Origin of the sequence: Streptomyces smyrnaeus, assembly GCF_017676345.1 — a bacterium.
Lineage (GTDB): Bacteria > Actinomycetota > Actinomycetes > Streptomycetales > Streptomycetaceae > Streptomyces > Streptomyces smyrnaeus.
The window spans coordinates 308,171-330,635 of record NZ_JAFFZM010000007.1 but is presented as its reverse complement, the minus strand read 5'-3'; the positions used below and the strand labels follow the sequence as shown (position 1 = coordinate 330,635).

Below are 22,465 nucleotides of genomic sequence, written 5' to 3'. Positions count from 1 at the left end.
GTTCTGGTGCGAGCGGTCGGCCGTCATGGCCGGGGCGCCCCGAGCCTGACGGGCAGTCGGGTCAGCACCCGGGTGAAGGGGAGCGGCTTCCACTTCAGTTCCTGTGGCGATACGGCCAGGGCCAGCCCGGGACAGCGGGCGAGGAGAGCCGTGAAGGCGACCTCGGCCTCCTGGTTGGCCAGCGAAGCGCCGAGGCAGTAGTGCATTCCGTGGGAGTAGCCGACGTGCTGAGGGGCACGGCCCTCGCCGGCTGTGCGCCTGATGTCCAGCGTGTCGGGGTCGGCGAAGCGCGCCGGGTCGCGGTTCGCGGTGCCCAGCACCGCCTGCACCCGCTCGCCCCGCCGAATGCGGGCACCACCGACCGTGGTGTCCTCGCGGGCGTAGCGGAGCATGGCGGTGACGGCCGGGCCGCACCAGCGGATGAGCTCCTGCACGGCACCCGGCACCAGGGCCGGGTCGTCCCGCAGCAGAGCCAGCTGCTCCGGATGGGTCAGCAGCGCGGCGAGACCGTTGCTGATCAGGTGCGCCGTCGTCTCGTGCCCCGCGATCACCAGGTTGAGCACCATGGCGATCAGCTCGGTGTCCGAGAGCCTGCCGCTCTCCTCGTCCCGGGCCTGGACGAGCGCGGTGAGCAGATCGTCGGCGGGCTCGGCACGGCGCTGCTCGGCCAGCTCCAGGATGTAGGAACTGATGTCGGTGAGCATCGGGTTCATCCGCCGGGGGTCCATGCTGCCGCAGTCCACGCTCCACCGCCGCCACAGGGGGCGGTCCTGGGCGGGTACGCCCAGCAGTTCGCAGATGACCGTGATCGGCAGGGGGAACGCGAAGTGCTCGACCATGTCGACCGCGCCACCGGCGTCCACGGCCTCGGGCAGCGTCCGCAGCAGCTCCTCGGTGACCGTCTCGACGCGGGGCCGCAGCGCCGCGATCCGGCGCGCCGAGAAGGCCCGGGTGACCAGTTTCCGCAGCCGGGTGTGGTCCGGCGGGTCGGTGTGCACCAGATTGCCGGCCAGATAAGGGGCGAGGTGTTCCGCGACGCCCAGCTTCACCAGCATCTCGGTGTGGACATCCATCCCGCCCGGTGGGGGAGCGGGCCCCATGGCGAGGCGGGGATCGGACAGCACCTCGCTCACATCGTCGTGGCGTGTGACGAGCCAGACGGGGCTGCCGCCGTAGGGGTCCTCGACCAGCTCGGGATCGCCCGGCGGATACGTATGAGCCGTGTACTCGAGAGTCAACGGCGGCCTCCTTGGACCCTGGTCGGAATCGGCCGCGGCAGCCCCGGCGGGCGCGGCACGGCGCCCGTCCCCATGCCGCCGGCCCTGGCCTGTCCCTAGGCGGAACCGTCGCCCTCGTCGAGAGTGGTGGCGATGAACCGGGCGAGCTGGGTGGGCGTGGGGTGCTCGATGATGGCGACGAGCGGGATTTCGACATCGGTGAGCGCCATGAGATTCCGGGTCAACTCCAGCGCCTTGAGCGAGGTGAGCCCCTGCTCCAGGAAGTTGCTGTCCGCATTCAGGGCACTCTGGTCGAGGACGTCGGCGGCCTCCTTCCGAACGGTGTCCTGCAGGATGCGCTCACGTTCCTCGGGCCCGGCCGCGCTGATTTTCTCCCGCAGCGAGTTCTTCTCCTGAACGGCCTGGTCCGTACCGGTCGCTTCTGGCGTCATGGCGTCGAGTCCTGTCTCTCCGGATGAGTTGTCTGGCGCACTGCCGTTCATCGTGGGTCACGGTTCTAAAGGCACGCCAAACGACGGCGTGTGCGGCTTTAGCGCGACGCAATCGAGGCGGGGAGCATTTCCGGTGAGATTGTGTCTTCCCGCCCCCGCAGGATCGTCGAGAGATCGGGAGGAGTTCCATGAACTCTCCACCGGCCGGGCCCCCCGCGTCCGACCTCATGGCCGACTATTACAGGTTGCTGGGAGAACTGCTTCAGATGGCCTGGGGGGACAATTTCCACCTCGGGTACTGGGAAGGGCCCGACGACACGAGTTCGGTCCAGGAGGCCACCGACCGGCTCACCGATGTGCTCGCCGCACGACTGCGGGTCGGCCCGGACTCCCGTGTCCTCGACGTGGGCTGCGGCATCGGAAGCCCCGCGCTGCGGGTGGCGGCCACCACGGGTGCCGGCGTGCTCGGCATCACCACGACCCCCGAGCACGTGGAGCAGGCCGCGGAGCGCGCCCGCGAGCAGGGCATGGCCGACCGGGTGACGTTCCAGCAGGCGGACGGGATGGACATGCCGTTCGAGTCCGGTTCCTTCGACGCCGTGCTCGCACTTGAGTCGATCATGCATATGGAACGGCCCACCGCGCTGCGTGAGATGGCCCGGGTACTGGCTCCCGGCGGGCGGCTGGTGCTGACCGACGTGTTCCCGCTCGCGGAGGAGGCGAGCGACAACCCCCAGGCGTTCGGCACCCTCTTCGGCGACGCGCCGGTCAGCGAGCAGGACCCCGGGATGGCCTCTCTGGCACGGTTCGAGGACTGGCCGGACCTGGTCTCCGCGGCCGGGCTGCGGCTGGACGAGTTGACCGACATCACCGAGAACGTCCAGAACACCTTCCCCCGGATGCTCGACGGCTTCATCGACCGGCGCCGGGAGTTCGAGCGGCGGCACGGCGTCAGCGTGGAGCAGGTGCTCGATCACACGCGGCAGGCCAACCCGGTGGCCGCCGGCTGCCTGGTGATGGCCGCGCACAAACCCTGAGCGCGGAGAGACTACCGAGGTGCGGCGGCGGACCCCTCCTGTGCGACGGGCCCCGCCGCACACCACCGCCAACCGTCCCGTGCCGACTGCCGACCGGCTCACCGGCCCCACGGCCGCCCTGTCCCGAAGCCCGGCTGGGCCCCCGGCGGCCCGGCGGTCGCTCAGGCGGCCCTGGCGGTACCCAGCGACAGCGGGAGCCGGACCAGGACCCTGGTGAGCGGCTGGGCCTTCCACTCCAGACGGTCCTCCGGCACGCCGAGCGCGAGGTCGGGGTACCGGCCCAGCAGCCCGGCGAGCGCGACCTCCGCCTCCTGGTTGGCCAGCATGGCGCCGAGGCAGTAGTGGATACCCTGTGAATATCCGAAGTGGTGCGGCCCCGAGGCATCGGCGCCGCGGGTCACGTCCAGGCGGCCGGGATCGGTGTACCGTCCCGGGTCGTGGTTGGCCGAGCCCAGCACCACCTGGACGCAGTCACCCTGCCGGATCAGGGTGCCTCCCAGGGTGATGTCCTCGGCCGCGTACCGCAGTTTGCTCACGACGGCGGGGCCGCACCAGCGCAACAGCTCCTGCACCGCGCCGGGCATCAGACCGGGATCCTCGCGCAGCAGCGCCAACTGGTCCGGGTGGGTCAGCAGTGCCACCAGGCCGTTGCCCAGCAGCTGGGAGGTGGTGGGATACCCGGCGATCATCAGCGCGAGCACCATGGTGACCAGTTCGGTGTCCGAGAGCCTGCCGTCCCCGTCGCGTGCCTGGACGAGTCCGGTGAGCAGATCGTCGGTCGGCTCGGCACGGCGCCGGTCGGCCAACTCCCCGATGTAGGCGGCCACCTCGGTGAGCATGGTGTTCAACCGCCGCGGTTCCATGCTCATGTAGTCGCTGCCCCAGCCCTGCCACCGCGCCACGTCCGTGCGCGGGACGCCCAGCAGCTCGCAGATGACCATGATGGGCAAGGGGTGGGCGAAGTGCGCGATGAAGTCGACCGAGCCGTCCTCGGCGGCGTGGTCCGGCAGCCCGGTCAGCAGCTGGTCGGTCAGGGCCTCGACACGCGGACGCAGCTCCCTGACGCGGCGTGCCGAGAACGCCCGGGTGACCAGCTTCCGCAGCCGGGTGTGTTCCGGCGGATCGGTACGCACCAGCTCGCCGGCCAGGTACGGAATGAGATCCGGCTCGATGCCCATTTTCTCCAGCACCTCGGCGTACTCGTCCGTCCGCCCCGGTACCGAGCCCGAGTTGGTCACGAAGCGCCGGTCGTTGAGCACCGCGCTCACATCGTCGTGCCGGGTGATGATCCACACCGTGCTGCCGTTGAGATTCCCCTGGGCGATCGGGTTCTCCTCGCGCAGCCGGTTGAACCCCCCGTAGGGGTCGTGCAGCAGCTCGTGGGCCGTCAGCAGATATCCGTGTGACAGGTGTTTCGTGGTCATGAGCCCTCCTCGTCGACGGGCACGCTCTCCGCCAGCCAATAGCGCTGCCGCTGGAAGGCGTAGGTGGGAAGGGGGACGGTGCGCGGGCGGCCGGCTCCCTCGAACAGCGCTGCCCAGTCGACCGCCACCCCCTGCACATGGGCCCGCGCCAGGGCGTTGAGCAGGGCGCGCTCCTCGCTCTCCCCGGCGTCCGGACGGGCGCAGGTGTACAGCAGTCCCGGCGCGGGGGCCCCGGGCACCGGGCCGAGGTGCAGCAGCGGTCCCTCCGCGGCCTGTACCGGCAGGACCGGGCAGGGCGGCGCGGGCCGCGTCAGCTGTTCCAGCCAGTACTCCGGGGCGGCGGCCCGTTCACCCACCGGTTGCCCCGTCGGGTCGCAGACGAGCGGAACGGCCGGCTTGTCGAACGTCACCGTGCCCAGCAGCTCGCGCAGCCGGGCCTGTACGTCCGCGTCCTGCGGCGTGCCCTGCGGGCCGTGCAGCGCGGCGCGGGCCGCGACCAGCTTGCCGGCGTCGTGCAGCCCGAAGACACCGGCGAGATGTGCGGCGGCGATCTCGCCCACGCCATGACCCACGAACGGGCCGGTACCGATCCCGGCGGCTCCCAGCAGCCGCGCCAGGGCGACATGCAGCGCGAACACCGCGGACGCCGCATACACCGGCTGCTCCCGCAGTTCGCGGCCGCCCGTGAACAGCGCCTCCCGCACCGGGCGTGCGAGCTCCGCGTCGAACTGTGCGCACACCTTGTCGAAGGCGGAGGCGAACACCGGGAAGCGCGCGTACAGCCCGGCCCCCGTACCGGGGTGCGGACCGGTCCCCTCGCCGAACACCAGGCCCGCCTTGCGGGTGCCCGCGCCCTGCGGACCGCCCGCGGAACCTTCACCGACCACCACCTGCGGATGGGCCGTGCCGACGGAGAGCGCTTCCAGCCCCGCCAGCAGTTCACCGCGGTCCTCGCCGAGTACGACGGCGCGGTGCTCGAACACCGATCGGCCCGTGGCCAGTGACCAACCGACGTCCAGCGGCGTCAGCCCGGGATCAGCGGCCACATGCCCGGCCAGCCGAGCCGCCTGTGCCCGCAGCGCGGAGGGGCTGCGGGCCGACAGCACCCACGGCACGGCACCGGCCGAGCGGTCGTCCCCGGGATCCGCGTCCGGAGCCTCGGGGGGCTCCTCCAGGATCAGATGGGCGTTGGTGCCGGAGATGCTGAACGCCGATACGCCGGCCCGGCGCGGTCCGTCCCGACGCGGCCACTCCACCGGCTCACCGGCCACCCGTACGGCCCCGGACCGCCAGCGGACCAGCGGCGTCGGCCGGTCCACACCCAGCGTCGGGGGCAGCACCCCGTGCCGCATGGCCAGCACCATCTTCACCACGCCGGCCACCCCGGCGGCCGCCTGGCAGTGCCCGACGTTCGGCTTGCTGGAACCGAGCCACACCGGCTCCCCGTCCGGGCGGTCCTGGCCGTAGACGGTCAGGACCGCCTGGGCCTCGATCGCATCGCCGATGGCGGTGCCGGTGCCGTGCCCTTCGACCGCGTCGACGGCGCCCGCCCCCAGCCCGGCGTCGTCCAGAGCCTGGCGGAACAGCTGCTGGCGGCCCGGCCCGTTGGGCGCCGCCATGCCGGTGCTCGCCCCGTCCTGGTTGACGGCCGAGCCCCGGATGACGCCGAGAATGCGCCGTCCGTTGCGACGCGCCGCCGACAGCCGCTCCAGCAGCACCAGGCCGGCGCCCTCGCCCCACACCATGCCGTCCGAGGCCGCAGCGAACGGTTTGCACCGGCCGTCCGGCGCCAGCTGGCCCTGGTGGGCGGAGAGGAGGAGAGTGTGCGGGGTGTACATGACGGCGGCGCCGCCGGCGAGCGCCAGCTCGCACTCCCCCCGGCGGAGCGACTGGCAGGCGAGATGCATCGCGGTCAACGACGACGAGCAGGCGGTGTCCACCGACACCGCGGCGCCGACGAGCCCCAGGGCGTACGCCACGCGGCCGGAGGCGACGCTCGCGGCGTTCCCGTTGCCCAGGTGCCCCATCAGCTCGGGAGGCAGCGAGCGCAGCCGGGAGGCGTAGTCGTGGTACGACACGCCCGCGTACACCCCGGTGGAACTGCCGCGCAGCGTACGCGGATCGATGCCCGCGCTCTCCACCGCCTCCCAGGCGACCTCCAGCAGCAGCCGCTGCTGCGGCTCCGTCGCCAGCGCGTCCTCCGGGCTCATGTCGAAGAACTCGGCGTCGAAGTCGGCCGCTCCGTCGAGGAAGCCGCCCCTGGCCCGTATCCCGGCCCCGGACAGCCACCGAAGGTCCCAGTCCCGGTCCGAGGGGAGGTCGCCGAGCGCCTCCCGCCCGTCGGCCAGCAGCTCCCACAACTGCTCCGGGGTGCTGACGTCACCGGGGAACCGGCAGGCCATCCCGACGATCGCGACGGGTTCTTCGGCGCCCGATTCCGCCTCGCGCAGCAGCTGCTGCGTACGGTGCAGTTCGGCCGCCGTCCATCGCAAGTACTCGACGACTGTGCTCGTGTCCGTCATGCCCGGACTTCCGTCCGTCACCGCGCCACGGCGCCGCGCGCGCCGACGGCACTGCGCGGGCGCAGGCCCACGAGATCCATCTCCTCCTGGCTCAGCGGTGGCTCCGCCAGGTCGGGACGCATCCCGTCCGAGTGCAGCAGCGCCATGAAGTCGCTGGAGCCCAGCGTGGACTGGGGAGACGTCATGCTCATCACGTCCGTCACCACGTCGGACACCTCGGGGGAGCGGATCGACCGGCCCGCGACCAGATCGGCGAACGTCTGCCGTGCCGTGGCACCACCGGTCAACCGGGGATCGGTGGCGTTGTTGCGGCAGTTGACGAACGCGATGTCCTTGGAAGCGGCCATGATCCACGGATCGTCCACGGCCGCGCTGATCGCCCGCTGCGCGCGGTGCGCCGCACCCGGACCGAACGGCCGGGACAGCTGCTCGTCCAGCGCGGCGGCGCCCCGCGCCGCCGCGCTCATCCCGTGCCCGTAGATCGGGTTGAAGACGGCGAGCGAGTCGCCGAGCACGACCAGGCCGTCCGGCCAGTGTGCCAGGCGCTCCGGATACAGCCGCCGGTTGATACCGAGCCGCGAGGCGGACACCGGGGTCAGCGGCTCCACCTGGCTGATGAGGTCCTTGACCAGTGGATCGCGCAGTGTGTCCGTGTAGGCGAGGAAGTCCTCTTCGCGCGTGGGCAGCTGACCGCCCCGGGTGCACGAGAGGGTGACCATCCACTGACCGTCCTCCTGCGGATACACCACACCGAACCGGCCCGGCTTCCGCTCACGGTGGTCCGCGGCGACGTTGACCGCGGGGAACAGCTCCGTCGCGCCCTCCGGCGCCCGGTACATCCTGCTGGCGTAGGCCATGCCGACATCGACCACGTCCTCCTCCACGGCGGGCAGGCCCAGACCCGTGAGCCAGCGCCGCACCCGGGAGCCGCGCCCCGAGGCGTCCACCACGAGATCCGCCTCCAGCGTCTCGCGGACGCCGCTGTCGATGTCCCGTAGCCCCACCCCGGTGACGCGTCGTCCGTCACCGGCCAGCTCCAGGACCTCGGTCCGCTCCCGCAGTGTGATCCGCCCGCCGGCCAGGATCCGGCGGCGCACCGTCCAGTCCAGCAGCGGGCGGGTGCACATCAGTCCGAACTGGCGCGGCGGGAAGCGGTGCTGCCAGCCGTGCGAGGTCAGCGTCACCAGGTCCGTCTGGAAGCGCAGCTTGCGCGCCCCGGCCGCCAGCAGCTCCTCCGACGTGCCGGGCAGCAGATTCTCGACGATGCCGGCGCCCTCCGACCACAGGATGTGGCCGTGGCGCGCCTGCGGCGTCCCCTTGCGGTGCCTGGGCTCGTCCGGCAGGGCGTCGCGCTCCACCACGGTGACGCTGTCCAGATGGCGGGCCAGCACGTGGGCGGCCAGCATGCCTGCCCAGCTGCCGCCCACTACGATTCCATGTCCGGGTCGTGTCACGATTCCCTTCCTTCGCGTCGCTGCGCCCGACGGCCGGCCACGCGCCCTAGGCGGGCCTGGCCCGCTCCCTGGCCGCCCGCCCCATCTCCGTGAGCTGCTGGGCGACTTCCGCGTAACTCCCGACACCCGCGGCCCCGGGGCCGTCACCGACATGGGCGTCGGTCATGCCCCAGAACGCCTGCACATGCCTGCTCAGACCGTCCTCGCCGACCTCCATGATTCCGATGACCTTGAAGGTCATCCGGGTCGGCTCCTCGACGGTGATGGTGGACGGCACCACCACCCATCGTTCGTCCATGGACGTGACCACCCGGCCCGGTGTCTCGTGCACCCCGCCCGCGACCGCCTCGGCGATCCGCTCGCGCAGCTCGGCCCTGCCCCGCAGCGGGCGGGCACCGACCGGGTCCTCGAACACCACGTCCTCCGTGAACAGTTCGAGCAGCCCTTCCACATCCCCCTCGTTGATGCGCCGGGCGTACTCGTGGACCATGTGTTTTCTGCTCGCTTCGTCTGGCATGCCGCCTCCCGCGCGGACCGATCGGTGATGTCACCTGGTGAGTTCGAGGTCGGACCGCCCCCAGAACGCCCGCAGGTCCTCGATGAGGCCACCCACTCCGGTGCGCAGCACGAGGACGTACGCGCAGGCGAGCCGCCTGCCCTCCGCATCGGGCGGTGGAACGAGCCAGCCGCGCTCGGCGAACGCGGGGCCCTTGGGGAGGTAGTCCATGACGGCGAGAACCGGCACCAGTGCGTGCAGGCCGTCCTGGCCCGCGACCGGCTCTCCGACGGTCTCGCTGATCCCGGCCTCCACGCACTGCGCGAAGTGCTGCCGCAGCGTCTCCCGTCCCCGCTGCCTGCCCGCGCCGACGGGGTCCTCGAAGGTGACGTCCTCGGTGTACATCTCCATGAGACCGTCGAGATCACCGGCGCTGAGCCGCCGGCTGTGCTCCACGACGATCTTCTTCCGCGCGATCTCGTCAATCACCGCTGCCCTCACCGTGCCGTTCGAGGGCGGACTTGCGCAGCATCCCGATGTACGGCAGCCCTTGCAGCACCGCCTCGTCCTCGACGCCGAAGTCGATGAGGCAGGCGATCTCGTCCACGCCCGCCGCCAGCAGCCGGTCGACGACGGGAAGCGCCGTCTCAGGAGTGCCGAACAGGCCGTTGTGCGTGTAGTAGCGCTCGAAGGCGAACTCCGCCAGGCTCCGCTTGCCGGCCGCGTCGGGTGCGTTCGGATGCCCGCTCGCCTGACTGATGTGCGTCTCGATGTACTGGACCAGCGGCTCGTGGACGGTGGCGCGGACCTCGGTCTCCGACGGGCCGAGAAAGGTGTGGATCATCATGGTGACCCGTCCGGCCTCCGGCGCGTGACCGCTCCTGGCGCGGGCCTCGCGGTAGGCACGCACATGGCCCGCGATGTCGTCGAGGGTGGTGGCGACCAGCGCCGTGAGCACGTGGTAGCCGCACTCGCCCGCCCGCACCCAGGTCTCGCGCGTGCCGACGGTGGCGATCCACGTCGGCAGCTCCGGCTGCACGGGCCGCGGATAGGTCGTGCGCAGCAGCTGCTCACCGGCGCCTTCCCGGGCACCCGGCGTGCGGACGTCGACCGGTCCGCCGCGCCAGAGCGCGCGCACCGTGTCGATGCGCTCGAAGGTCTCCTCGCGCCGTCGGCCGTAGTCCGCGTCGGAGAGGAAGAAGTCGCCCGGCGACCAGCCGGAGGCGGCGGCGATACCTACCCGCCCCCGCGACAGGTTGTCGACCATCGCCCATTCCTCAGCGATGCGCACCGGGTGGTGGAGCGGCACGACGACGCTTCCGGCGCGGATACCGACGCGCTCGGTGACCGTGGCGATGCCCGCGGCGAGCACCGCGGGGTTGGGGTAGGGCGCGCCGAACTTGTTGAAGTGCCGCTCGGGCACCCAGATGCTGTCGAAGCCTTCGGCGTCGGCGAACTTCGCCGCCTCCAGCACGAGGTGGTAGCCGGCTTCCTTGCTGCGCTCGCGGTCGTCGGAGAAGAAGAACAGGCTGAACGACGGCTCTCCCCCGGCCGTACGGGGATCGGGACGGTCGGTCACGACGGGTGGCCCTCCTCACTGACGGGGCGTGCGGAGCTGACGGAATCGGCGGTGGCGGCGAGACCGTGCGGGGTAGCGGCGGTGGTAGCGGGAGCGCGGGCCCCCAGGTTCACCAGAGCCAGCTCTTCCGCGCTCAGCGGGGGAGCGGCCAGTTCCGGCCGTAGCTCGTCCCGAGACATCAGGGCCAGGAAGCGGCTCGTGCTCAGTTCGGCCGGGGAGACCGAGAGGCTGGCCACGTCGGTCATCACCGCGCTGACAGCCGGGCTGCGCAGCGCACGCGTGTCGATGAAGGCGGAGAACTGGTGCCGGTCGGCCGCTCCGCCCGTCAGCCGCGGGTCGGTGACTCGCACATGGCAGTCGACGTACTCGATGTCCTTGGAAGCCGCCATGATCCACGGATCGTCGACGCGCTCGCTGATCGCGCGCTGCGCCTCCCGGGCCGGGTGCGGGCCGGGCTTGGCCAGCTGCTCGTCGAGCGCGGCGACCCCGCGTGCGGCCGCGCTCATCCCGTGCCCGTAGATCGGGTTGAAGACGGCCAGCGCGTCGCCGAGCACCAGCAGCCCTTCGGGCCAGGCGTCGAGCCGTTCCGGGTACAGGCGGCGGTTGGCGCCGAAGCGCGAGACCATGACGTCGCTCAGCGGCTCGGCGCCTTCGATGAGGTCGGCGACGAGCGGGTCGCGCAGGGTCCGCGCGTAGGGCACGAAGTCCGCCTCGCGGGAAGGCAACTTCGCCCCCCTGGTGCCTGCCAGGGTGACGATCCAGCGCCCGCCCTCCTGCGGATACACCGCACCGAAGCGGCCCGGCTCGCCGCTGTGCGGATCGGCTGCGATGTTCACCGGCGGAAAGCCGTCGGTGGCACCGGGCGGGGCCTGGTACAGACGCGAGCAGTAGGCCATCCCCGCGTCGACGACGTCCTCCTCCAGCGGAGGCAGTCCCAGGTCGGCGAGCCAGTTCGCAAGCCGGGAGCCCCGCCCGGTCGCGTCCACGACCAGATCGGCCCGGAGCGTGGTCTCCGCCCCGCTCGTCGTGTCCCGTACCCGTACACCCGTGATCCGCTCCGGCTCACCGAGGAGCTGGACGGCCTCGGTGTGCTGCCGTACGTCGATGCTGCCGGTGGACAGCGTCTCCTCCCGCACCACCCAGTCCAGCAGCGCACGACCGCACATGATGCCGAACTGCCGGGAGGGGAAGCGGTGCTGCCAGCCGTGCGGGCCCAGTGTCACCGCGTCCCGCTGGAAGACGATGCGCCGCGCGCCCGCGTCGGCGAGCCGGTCCAGTGTGCCGGGCAGGAACTCCTCGACGATGCGGGCGCCCCCGGACCACAGGATGTGGCTGTGCCGTGCCTGGGGCGTCCCCTTGCGGAGGCGGGGTTCGGCCGGGAAGACGTCGCGTTCCACCACCGTGACATGCCGCATGTGCCGGGAGAGCATCCGGGCAGTGAGCATGCCGGCCCAGCTGCCACCCAGAACAATTCCCCGTTCGGGTTCGGTCATGGATTGCCTCTCGTCGTGTTTCGAGGCGGCGCGACGCCGTCCGGTCATGGTTGTCGCCGCCGCTTAAGCGGACCTAGCGCCGGCCTTACCGGCAGCTGCTCTGCCGAGGGATTCGTCGACGAAGGTGAGAAGTTCCTGGAGGGAAGCGGATTCCAGTTGCGCGCCGGCGCCGTCCCCTCTCGCTGCCGCCCGCGATTCCTCCACCTGCGCCAGCAGGGCCTTGAGGCGTCTCTTCAGCGCGGCCCGCCCTTCGCCACCGTCTTTGAGCAGGCCCGGGAGTGTGCTCTCCAGGCGGGCGAGTTCGTCGCAGACGGAGGTGATCGAGACGGCGTGCCGGGGAGTGAGTTCGGTCAGCAGGAATTCGGCGAGCGCCGTGGGATTCGGATGGTCGAAAACAGCGGGTGTCGTCAAGAACAGCCCCGTTGTGGCGGCCAGTTTCTCGGCCAGTTCCGTCGCGGTCAGCGAGTCGAAACCGATGTCGAGAAATCCCCGGTCGGCCGGTACCAGTTCGGGCCCTTCGTGACCCAGCACTTCGGCGGCGTGGCTGCGTACGAGGTCGAGCAGCAGCCCCAGTCCTTCCTCGGGCGGCAGCGAGGTGACACGGGCCGCGAAGGCAGCGGACTCCGCGGCGCCCTCGTCGGTTCCGTCGGCCGGGCCGCCCATCGCGCCGCCGCTCGCCGCGGCGGGCCGCGCGGGGTGCCGTGCCTGCGGCGCGCTGCCCCGGGCGTCCGCGGACCGCGCCACCCGCTCGCTCGCCGCGCGCAGCCTTTCGGTGTCGACGGGACGCCACCGTACGGTGTCCGCAGTCAGCACCGGCCGCCCGGCGGTGTCGGCCAGCGTCAGCCGGGTGCCCTCGGCGCCGTCCGGGAGGGGCGCGAGCCGGGCACGTACGGCCCTGGCCCCGGTGGCCCACAAGACCACCTCCGACCAGGAGGACGGCAGACGTGGAAGGTGCCCTTCCCCGGTCTCTTCACCGGCCCCTTCCCCGGTCTCGTTCTCAGCCCGGCCGGTGGCCCCGGCCAACAGCGCCGGGTGGAGGGCGGCCTCCAGCAGCGCCGGGTGGAGGGCGAACCCGGCCGGTGTGTCGGTGGCTTCCGGCAGCGCGACGTCCGCCAGCAGCGTCTCCCCGTCACGCCACGCCGCGCGGACGCCCTGCAGTGCGGGCCCGCAGTCGTGGCCCGCCTCGGCGGCCGCCGTATACAGCGCTTCGATGTCCATCGGCTCCGCGTCGGGCGGTGGCCACGCCTCGCCCAGGTCCTCCCGCCGACCGGGGTGTTGCGGTGACGTCGCGGTGAGTACGCCTTCCGCATGGCACGCCCACCCGGCCGACGCACCGTTCGGGTCTTCCGCCTCGGGGCGCGTGTCCACCCGTACGGAGCGGTGGCCGTCGGTTCCGGGTGCGCCCACGGCCACCTGGACCAGGAGCGCCCCGGCAGCGGGCAGCACGAGCGGCTCACGGAACGTCAGCCGGCCGATTCCGCCCGGACAACCGGCCTCGTCGGCGGCGCGCAGCGCCCAGTCCACCAGCGCGGCGCCCGGCGCGGAGGCGATCTTCGCCACCCGCTGCCCGTCGAGCCAGCCGGCGCCGTCGGCGGTGACACGGCCGGTCAGGAGCAGCCCCCCGTCGGGAAGTTCCCAGGAGGCCGTGAGCGACGGGTGCTCCATGGGCCGCAGCCCGGTCCCGCTCACCTCGCCGGTGCGGCGGCCGGGCGTGAGCCAGTACCGCTCCCGCTGGAACGCGTACGTCGGCAGCGGCACGGTACGGGGACGGGCCCCGGCGAAGAACGGTGCCCAGTCGACAGGGTGGCCGTCGGCGAACAGCGCCGCCAGCGCCCGTGCCAGGGACAGTTCCTCGGGCTGCTTGGCGGACAGGGTGGGCAAGGTCGCAGCGCGTCCTCCGCGCTGCCGCGCCGGGGGGCCGTGCTGGAGCGTCTGCCGGGCCGCCGTGCTCAACGTACGGTCGGGGCCTAGCTCCACGAACGCCTGTGTCCGTGCGGCGATGTGTGACACGGCGGGGTGGAACAGCACGGGCCGGCGGATCTGCTGGACCCAGTAGTCCGGGGTGGTCAAGAGCTCGTCGGCGGGTTCCCCGGTGAGGTTGCTCAGCAGGGGGAGGGCAGGCGTGCGGTAGGCCAGACCGCCGATGGCCGCTGCGAAGTCGTCCAGCATGGGCTCCATCAGCGGGGAGTGGAACGCGTGGCTCACCGCCAGCGACTTCGTCTTGCGCCCCCGCTCCGCCCACGCGGCCGCGATCCGGGAGACCAGTTCGGCGGGCCCCGACAGCACGGTGGTGCCCGGGGTGTTGAGTGCGGCGACCGAGACGCGGCCTTGGCAGACCGCCAGGTCCTCGGCGAGTTCCTCGGCCTCGGCCTGGACGGCGGCCATGGCGCCCCCGGGTGCGAGACGGCCCATGAGGCGGGCCCGCGCGCCCACCAACCGGCAGGCATCGGGAAGATCGAACACCCCGGCCGTGTGCGCTGCGGCGATCTCGCCGATGGAGTGCCCGATCACCGCGTCGGGGCGTACTTCCATCGACTCCAGCAGCCGCACCAGCCCGACCTGCAGTGCGAACAGACCGGCCTGCGCGTAGGTGGTGTGGTCCAGGACGTCACGCGGCCCGGAGAAGACGACGTCCCGCAACGGGTGTTCCAGGTCGTCCGCCAGATACGCGCACACCTCGTCGAAAGCCGCGGCGAACTCCGGGAACCGCGCGTGCAGTCCGGCACCCATGCCGACCCGCTGGCTTCCTTGACCGCTGAACAGGAACACCGTCCGTCCGCTGCGGTCGGCCGGACCGGGCTCCGCACCCGAGGTGAGTACGCCTTGATGCTCTTCGCCCGCCGCCAGCGCGCGGACGGCCGCGAGGAGCGCATCGCGGTCCCGTCCCGTCACCACGGCCCGGTGCTCGAAGGCGGTGCGGGTGGTGGCGAGGGACCAGCCGATGTCGGTGGGGGACTGCTCGGGGTGGGCGTCCGCGTGTGCGGCGAGTGCCGCGGCCTGGCCGCGTACCGCCGCCGCGCTGCGGGCGGACAGCACCCAGGGCAGCGGGAGCCCGGCGGTCCCGCTTCCCGGGCCCGCGTTCGACGTCCTGGACCGTTCCGTCGGGACTGCCGGAACGCGGGCCGGGGCGTGGACCGGGGCGTGGGACGGGGCGTGGGCCGGATCGTCGGCCGGTTCCGCACCACCGGCCTCAGTCGCCTCCTGGAGGATCAGATGCGCGTTCGTGCCCGAAACCCCGAACGATGAGACACCGGCTCGCCGTGGAGCGTCCCTCGCGGGCCACGGCTCCGGCCGGTCCAGCAGACCGATCCCTCCGCTGTCCCAGTCCACATGCGAGGTGGGCGCGTCGAGGTGCAGGGAGGCGGGAAGCGTGCCGTGCCGCAGCGCCATCACCATCTTGATGACGCCCGCGACTCCGGCGGCGGCCTGGGTGTGGCCGATGTTGGACTTCAGGGCGCCCAGCCGCAACGGCCGCTCCGCCGAGCGCCCCTGGCCGTACACCGCGAGCAGCGCCTGGGCCTCGATGGGGTCGCCCAGCGTGGTACCGGTGCCGTGTGCCTCGACGGCGTCCACGTCCTGCGGCGACAGTCGCGCATTGGCCAGCGCCTGCCGTATCACCCGCTCCTGGGCCGGGCCGTTGGGCGCGGTGAGGCCGTTGCTGGCACCGTCCTGATTGACCGCGGAGCCGCGGATCACCGCCAGTACGGGGTGGCCGTTGCGCTCCGCCTCCGACAGCCGTTCCAGCAGCACCGTGCCGACGCCGTCCGCGAAGCCCGTACCGTCCGCGGCCTCGGCGAACGGCTTGCAGCGGCCGTCGGCGGCCAGCCCGCGCTGCCGCGTGAACTCGACGAAGATGCCCGGCGTCGCCATCACCGTCACCCCGCCGGCGAGCGCCAGCGCGCACTCGTCCTGGCGCAGCGCCTGACAGGCCAGATGGATGGCCACCAGGGACGAGGAGCACGCGGTGTCCACCGTCAGTGTCGGCCCCTCCAGCCCGAAGGTGTAGGCGACCCGGCCGGACAGCGCGCTGCCGCTGTTCCCTGTGGCGATGTGGCCGGCGACGTCCTCGGAGACGGTCTCGCCCGCGAGCGTCATGTAGTCCTGCGAGGCGACGCCCGCGAACACGCCCGTACGGGAGCCCGCCAGCTCCTCCCGGACCAGGCCCGCGCGCTCGAAGGTCTCCCACGCGGTCTCCAGCAGCAGCCGATGCTGCGGGTCCATCGCCACCGCCTCGCGCGGGCTGATCCCGAAGAAACCGGCGTCGAACAGGGGCGCGTCGTGGAGGAACCCGCCCTGGTCCGTGACGCTCCTGCCGGGGCCGTCCGGCCGGGTCAGCGTCTCGAGCGGCCAGCCGCGGTCGACCGGGAAGGCCGAGACGGCGTCCACGCCGTCCGCCACCAGCCGCCACAGGTCCTCGGGGCCGTGCACCCCGCCCGGTAGGCGGCAGGCCATACCGACGATCGCGATCGGCTCCCGCGCCCGCTCCTCCAGTTCGGTGACCCGCCGCCGGGCCTGCCGAAGATCGGCGGTGGCGTGCTTGAGATAGCGGCGCAGCTTCTCGTCGTCGGCCATGTCCCTCAATCCCGCTCGGACGGCGTGTCGTGGTCGGCGGCAGCCGGGTGGCCGTGCCCGCTCAGCTCGCTGTCGAGCATGTCGAACAGCTCGTCGTCGGTGGCGGTCTCCAGCCGCACATCCTGGTCGGACTGCGCGGCGGTATCCGCAGGTCCCGCTAGGCTCCGCAGCAGCTCCTGAAGCCGGGCCGCGACCCGCTCCCGTCCGCCGTCCGGCAGCGCGGTGACGGCGGTGGCGACCGTGTCCAGCTCCGCGAGCACCGAGGCGGCGGGGTCGTCGTCCTCAGCCAGGCGCTCGTCCAGCACCTCGGCCACCGCCGTCGGGGTCGGATGGTCGAAGACGAGCGTCGCGGGCAGCCGCAGTCCGGTGGCGGCGGTGAGCCGGTTGCGCAACTGGACGGCGGCCAGCGAATCGAAGCCCAGCTCACGGAAGTTCCGTGTCGCCGGTACGGAAGCCACCGACTCGTGCCCGATCGCCGCCGCCGCGTGCGCGCGCACCAGATCCAGCAGGGTGCGGTGCCGGTCGGAGCCGGACAGCGTGGCGAGCGTACGGGCCAACTCCTGCCCGCCGCCCGCGCCGCCGCTGCCGCCGCGCGGCGCCGAGCCGCGCACCAGGTGCCGGAAGACGGCGGGAACCCCCTCGCCGACCCTGCGCCGCATGCCCGGCAGATCCAGCCGTACGGGCACCAGCAGCGCGTCGTCCCTGCCCAGAGCCGTGTCGAGCAGCGAAAGTGCCTGCTCGGGGTCCAGCCCCAGATCGCCTGCCCGGGCGTTGCGGGCACGATCGGCTTCGGTGAACGCCCCCGACATGCCCTCCTGGAGGTCCCAGAACCCCCATGCGAGCGAGGTCGCCGGCAGCCCCAGCGCGTGCCGGTGCTGCGCCAGCGCGTCGAGGAACGCGTTCCCGGCCGCGTAACTGGCCTGCCCCGCGCCGCCGGCCAGCCCCGTCACCGACGAGAACAGCACCAGCGCCGACAGGTCCATCTCCCGCGTGAGGTCGTGCAGCTGCCACGCCGCAGCCGCCTTTGCCCGGAGTACGTCGTCGTACTGCTCCGCAGCGGCCGACTGCACCGTGGCGTCCCGCACCACGGCCGCGGTGTGTACGACAGCGGTCAGCGGATGTTCCGCCGGTACCGACGCGAACAGCTCGGCGAGCTCGGCCCGGTCGCTCGTGTCGCAGGCCACGATCCGCGCCTCGGCGCCGAGTTCGGCCAGTTCGGCCGCGAGCGCCTCGGCTCCGGGCGCCCTGTCCCCGCTCCGGCTGGCCAGCAGCAGTCGCCGCATGCCGTGCCGCCCGGCCAGATGCCGCGCCACGACCCGGGCGAGCGCCCCCGTGCCCCCGGTGACGAGCACGGTGCCGTCGGGGTCGAGCGGAGGGCGGAGGGTGAGGACGGGGACCGGGCCACCCGGGCCGGGGAGGTCCTGTGCCGGCTCGGGGGCGTGCCGCATGTCCCGTGGGACGACCGGCAGGGGGCGCAGCGCCTTCTCACTGAGGAGTGTGAGGAGCGCGCCCGTCGCGTCGGCCTCGCCCCTGGCCCACAGATCGGCCAGGCCGGAACGCCAGTGCTCGGACAGCTCGTCGGCCGCCAGGTCGCCGCTCCCGCTCTCCGGCTCCGGCTCGCGCCGGCCGCTCTCGGCGAGTGCACGGCACGCGGTCAGATAGCCGGAGAGGGAGCCGGCGGCCTGGGCGCAGGTCCAGCCGTCGGGCAGTGCGGTGAGCAGGTGGGCTTCGGTCGCGGCCTCGGGGGAGAGGGTGGGGAAGAGCCCCAGCACCCGGTCGCCCGGGGCGAACGCGGGGGTCCCGGGGCCGACGGCGGTGACGACGCCCGCTCCGTGCCCGTCCGGTGTGCCGGCGCGGAGAGCCACGCGTATCTGCCCTGCGGACGGCGGAACGTCGTGCTGGTCCGCGCCGGTCTCCGGGAGGGCCGACGGGTCGGTGGGCTCGTCGTGGACGAGGCGCGGGACGAACAGACGGCCGCCGCGCAGGGCGAGTTGGGGCTCGTCGACGTCCGGTGACGCAGCGCCGGGCACGGCGGCCGACGAGGTGTCCGTCCCGTCGATGTCGAGCAGGACGAAGCGGTCCGGGTGCTCCGACTGGGCACCGCGCACCAGCCCCCACAGTGCGGCGCCCGGGAGGTCGCCCACCCCTTCCCGGCCGCCCACGTCCACGGCGCCGCGGGTGACCAGGACGAGCCGTGCGGCGCTCTCGGGGCCGGCCAGCCACTCCTGGAGCAGCGACAGAGCCTCCCGGCCGCTCGGGTACAGCCGCCCCACCGGATCGTGCCCGGCGGGGGAGGGCCCGAGCGGAGCCAGCACGGTGTCGGGTTCGGGCTCCCCGGCGGCCACGGCGGCGCGCAGCGCTGAGAGATCGGGGTAGCAGGCGGCGCCCGGGAGGGCGGCACGCAGCGCGGCGGCCGACGGGTCGGCGGGGTCGGCGACCAGGAGGGCCGGTCGCTGAGGGGGCGCGGCGTGGGTCGGGGCGAGCGGGTGCCAATCCAGCCGGAAGAGAGTGTTCCGGGCCGCCAGGCGGGCCTGGGCCAACTGCTCGGACCGCAACGGACGGAGTGTCAGGTCCGCCAGCGCGAGCACCGGCGCCCCCGTGCGGTCGGTCGCGGTCAGGGCGAGCCGGTCGGGTGCGTCCGGACTGCGCGTGATGTGTACCCGCAGGCTCTCCGCGCCCGTTGCGTACAGCCGCAGCCCGCTCCAGGAGAACGGCATCCGGATCGCGTCACCTCCCACGTCCCTTCCGCCGTCCCCCTCGGCGTCCGTGAGTGCCGCTGCCAGAGCGTGGGCCTGGAGCGCGGCGTCGAGCAGTACGGGGTGCACCCCGTAGGCGTCCGCCTCCGCCCGCGCGTCCTGGGGCAGCTCCACCTCGGCGTAGACCGAGCCGTCCAGCCGCCAGGCGGCGGTGAGCCCCTGGAAGGCCGCGCCGTAGCTGGAGCCGCGGTCGGCGAGGTCCTGGTACAGATTCTCCGTCGGCAGCGGCTCGGCCCCCGGGGGCGGCCAACTCCCGGCCGGTGCGGTACCCCCCGCCGGCTCCGTGCTGCTCATGGTGGCCAGAACGCCGGAGGCGTGCCGCGTCCAGGGTGGTGCTTCCTCCGTGCAGTCGTCGCCCGGCACCGGGCGGGAGTGCACGGTGAGGGCACGGTGGCCGTCCTCGTCCGGGGCGGCGACGGCGAGCTGCACCTCGACAGCGCCCTCGTCCGGCACGGTCAGCGGGTCGTGCAGGATCAGCTCCGCCACCTCGGCGCAGCCCGTCCGGTGCGCCGCGTGCAGCGCCAACTCGGCGATCGCCGTACCCGGCACCAGTACGGTGCCCAGCACCCGGTGTTCGGAGAGCCACGGCCGGGTGTGCGCCGACAGGCGGCCGGTGAACAGATGGGTGTTCTGCTCGGCGAGGTGCGCGGCGGCGCCCAGCAGCGGATGCCCGGCGGACGCCAGACCGAGGCTCGCGGCGTCCTGGGGCGTGCTGTCGCGCTCGTCCAGCCAGTAGCGGCGGCGCTGGAAGGCATAGGTGGGCAGGTCGACCACGCGTGGTGTGCGTCCGGTGGGGAACCAGCGGGCCCAGTCGAGGGCGACCCCGTGGGTGAAGCCCGAAGCGAGGGCGCGCGCCAGCTGCTCCGGGCCCCCCTCGTCATGGCGCAGTGTGGGCACGGTGACTGCCTCCGCGCCGCACGCCTGAAGCGTCTCCTCCATACCGAGGGAGAGGACCGGGTGCGGGGCGGCCTCGATGAAGACGCGGTGCCCGTCGCGTACCAGCGCCTCGACGGTCTCGGCGAACCTTACGGGCTCGCGCAGGTTCGTCACCCAGTAGCCGGTGTCCAGCGACGCGGTGTCGACTCGGGCGGCGGTCACGGTGGAGTAGAAGGCGACCGACGCCGTCCGGGGCTCGATGCCTGCCAGTACCTTGTGCAGTTCGTCGGTGATCTCATCGACCTGCGGGCCGTGCGAGGCGTAGTCCACGTCGATCAATCGGGCCCGCAGCCCGTCCGCCTCGGCGCGCGCCACGAGGGCCGCCACCTCGTCGGGCGGTCCGGATACCACGGTGGCGGAGGGGCCGTTGACGGCCGCGACCCCGGCGCCCGGCCCCGCCTGGTCGATCAGCCGCCGGGCTTCGTCGCTGCTCACCCCGAGCGAGGCCATCGCCCCGCCCCCGGCGAGCTGGCGCAGCGCCTGGCTGCGCAGCGCCACGATCCGCGCTCCGTCTTCCAGCGAGAGCGCCCCCGCCACACAGGCGGCGGCGATCTCGCCCTGGCTGTGACCCACCACCGCTGTCGGGATGACACCGTGCTCGGCCCACACCGCGGCCAGCGACACCATTACCGCCCACAGCACCGGCTGCACCACATCCACCCGCGCCAGCTCGGTGCCGTCACTCCGCAGTACGTCCTCCAACGACCAGTCCACATGCGGCTTCAACGCCCGCTCGCACTCCGCGATCCGCGCCGCGAACGCGGGCGAGGAATCCAGCAGCTCGACACCCATCCCCACCCACTGCGAACCCTGCCCCGGAAACACCAGCACCGGACCGGTCCCGGTCGTCAGGGCCGGGGTGCCGGGGTGGACGAGAGCGGGGTGCGGTTCTCCGGAGGCAAGCGCCCGGGTTCCGGCCAGGAGTTCGGCACGGTCGCGGCCGACGACCACGGCGCGGTGTTCGAAGACCGAGCGCGTCGTGGCCAGCGACCAGCTCACCTCCGCGGGGGTGAGCTCGGGCTCGGTCCGCAGCCGTTCGACCAGGGCCGCCGCCTGGCCGCGCAACCCCTCAGGGGTACGGGCCGAGAGGACCCACGGGACGGGCCCGGTCGTCCGCGCGGGCTGGGGCGGCGCGTCCCGGTCCTCCGGTACCGGCCCGTCCTGCGGCGCCTCCTCGACGATCACATGGGCGTTCGTGCCGCTGATGCCGAAGGCCGAGACGCCGGCCCGCCGGGGCCTCTCCTGACGGGGCCAGTCGGTGCGTTCGGTCAGCAGCTGTACGGCGCCCGCGTCCCAGTCCACGTGCGGGGAGGGCGCGTCGAGGTGGACCGTGGCGGGCAGCACCCCGTGCCGCAGCGCCATCACCATCTTGATCACGCCTGCGGCTCCCGCAGCCGCCTGGGTGTGTCCGAGGTTGGACTTGACCGAGCCGAGCCGCAGCGGCCTGTCCGCCGGTCGGCCCTGGCCGTACGTCGCGAGCAGTGCCCGCGCCTCGATCGGGTCGCCCAGGGTGGTACCCGTACCGTGTCCCTCGACCACGTCCACGTCGGAGGCGGTCAACCGGGCGTTGGCCAGAGCCTGCCGGATCACCCGCTCCTGCGAGGGTCCGTTGGGCGCGGTGAGGCCGTTGCTCGCGCCGTCCTGGTTGACGGCGGACCCGCGGAGCACCGCGAGCACCCGGTGACCGTTGCGGCGCGCGTCCGACAGCCGCTCCAGCACCACCAGTCCGGCCCCCTCCGACCAGCCGGTCCCGTCGGCCGCCGCCGCGAAGGACTTGCACCGCCCGTCGGGAGCCAGCCCCCGCTGCCGCGAGAACTCGATGAAGGCTCCGGCCGTCGCCATCACCGACACCCCGCCCGCCAGTGCGAGGGTGCACTCGCCCTGGCGCAGTGACTGGCAGGCCAGGTGCATCGCGGTCAGCGACGAGGAGCAGGCCGTGTCCACCGTCACCGCCGGCCCCTCCAGACCGAGCGTGTAGGCGATGCGACCGGACACCACGCTGCCGAGGTTGCCGGTGCCGACGTACCCCTCGACATCGCTCGTCAGGTCACCGATGAACGACAGGTAGTCGTGCGAGCTGACCCCCGCGAAAACCCCTGTCTCGCTGCCGCGCAGCGCCTCGCGGGGCAGCCCCGCCCGTTCGAACGCCTCCCACGCGGTCTCCAGCAGCAGCCGCTGCTGCGGGTCCATCGCCACCGCCTCACGCGGACCGATGTCGAAGAACCCGGCGTCGAAGTCGACGGCGTCCGCGCAGAACCCGCCCTCGGTGACGTACGTCGTGCCGTGGTGGTCGGGGTCGGGGTCGTGCAGCGCCTCGGCGTCCCAGCCGCGTTCGGCGGGGAAGCCGCCGATGGCGTCGCCGCCGTCGGCCACCAGCCGCCACAGGTCCTCGGGGGACCGGACGCCGCCGGGGTAGCGGCAGGCCATGCCGACGATCGCGACCGGCTCGGGCTCGGCCGCCGACGCCTCCCGCAACTGCTGACGCGTCCGGCGCAACTCGGCGGTCACCCACCGCAGGTGTTCGAGA

At 73.1% G+C, this 22,465-nt stretch carries 11 protein-coding genes and 1 pseudogene; 1 reads left to right on the top strand and 11 read right to left on the bottom strand.

Annotated elements, in window-relative coordinates:
- Nucleotides 1-23: 23 nt before the first annotated feature.
- Together JW613_RS14485 and JW613_RS14480 are read right to left on the bottom strand one after the other, a co-directional pair.
- Entirely contained in the window at nt 24-1,238 is a 1,215-nt protein-coding gene (locus JW613_RS14485; protein ID WP_209211213.1) for a cytochrome P450 family protein, read from the bottom strand.
- A 95-nt stretch (nt 1,239-1,333) separates the two neighbouring features.
- Entirely contained in the window at nt 1,334-1,669 is a 336-nt protein-coding gene (locus tag JW613_RS14480) for an acyl carrier protein (RefSeq protein ID WP_245225608.1), read from the bottom strand.
- Between the two features lie 188 nt (nt 1,670-1,857).
- On the opposite strand from JW613_RS14480, the gene JW613_RS14475 reads away from it, so the two are divergent.
- The gene (locus JW613_RS14475; protein ID WP_209211211.1) at nt 1,858-2,706 is read left to right on the top strand and encodes an SAM-dependent methyltransferase; all 849 of its coding nucleotides are present in this window, start codon (nt 1,858-1,860) and stop codon (nt 2,704-2,706) included.
- A gap of 161 nt (nt 2,707-2,867) precedes the next feature.
- Here the strand turns inward: JW613_RS14475 and JW613_RS14470 are convergent, their stop codons facing one another.
- From JW613_RS14470 to JW613_RS14430, 9 genes and pseudogenes are all read right to left on the bottom strand, one after another.
- A complete protein-coding gene (locus JW613_RS14470) occupies nt 2,868-4,130 on the bottom strand; it encodes a cytochrome P450 family protein (RefSeq protein ID WP_209211210.1) in 1,263 nt (420 codons plus the stop codon).
- Nucleotides 4,127-6,652: a type I polyketide synthase gene (locus JW613_RS14465; RefSeq protein WP_209211209.1), complete on the bottom strand. Its 2,526-nt coding sequence runs from the start codon at nt 6,650-6,652 to the stop codon at nt 4,127-4,129. The genes JW613_RS14470 and JW613_RS14465 overlap by 4 nt, the downstream gene beginning before the upstream one ends.
- 17 nt (nt 6,653-6,669) lie before the next feature.
- Nucleotides 6,670-8,106: an NAD(P)/FAD-dependent oxidoreductase gene (locus JW613_RS14460; protein ID WP_307865899.1), complete on the bottom strand. Its 1,437-nt coding sequence runs from the start codon at nt 8,104-8,106 to the stop codon at nt 6,670-6,672.
- A 46-nt stretch (nt 8,107-8,152) separates the two neighbouring features.
- A complete protein-coding gene (locus tag JW613_RS14455) occupies nt 8,153-8,623 on the bottom strand; it encodes a nuclear transport factor 2 family protein (RefSeq protein WP_185016029.1) in 471 nt (156 codons plus the stop codon).
- A gap of 30 nt (nt 8,624-8,653) precedes the next feature.
- Nucleotides 8,654-9,091 carry a nuclear transport factor 2 family protein gene (locus JW613_RS36390; RefSeq protein ID WP_209211207.1) on the bottom strand — a complete coding sequence of 146 codons (438 nt, stop codon included), beginning with the start codon at nt 9,089-9,091 and terminating at the stop codon, nt 8,654-8,656.
- Complete coding sequence (locus tag JW613_RS14445; RefSeq protein ID WP_209211206.1) at nt 9,084-10,181, bottom strand: MupA/Atu3671 family FMN-dependent luciferase-like monooxygenase; 1,098 nt, start codon at nt 10,179-10,181, stop codon at nt 9,084-9,086. Before JW613_RS14445 ends, JW613_RS36390 begins: the two co-directional genes overlap by 8 nt.
- Entirely contained in the window at nt 10,178-11,674 is a 1,497-nt protein-coding gene (locus JW613_RS14440; RefSeq protein WP_209211205.1) for an NAD(P)/FAD-dependent oxidoreductase, read from the bottom strand. The genes JW613_RS14445 and JW613_RS14440 overlap by 4 nt, the downstream gene beginning before the upstream one ends.
- A gap of 63 nt (nt 11,675-11,737) precedes the next feature.
- Nucleotides 11,738-16,246, bottom strand: a complete 4,509-nt coding sequence (locus JW613_RS37025) for a type I polyketide synthase (RefSeq protein ID WP_209211204.1) — start codon at nt 16,244-16,246, stop codon at nt 11,738-11,740.
- A 5-nt stretch (nt 16,247-16,251) separates the two neighbouring features.
- Nucleotides 16,252-22,446 (bottom strand): annotated as a pseudogene (locus JW613_RS14430) (type I polyketide synthase); the annotation flags it as partial.
- Between the last annotated feature and the right edge of the window lie 19 nt (nt 22,447-22,465).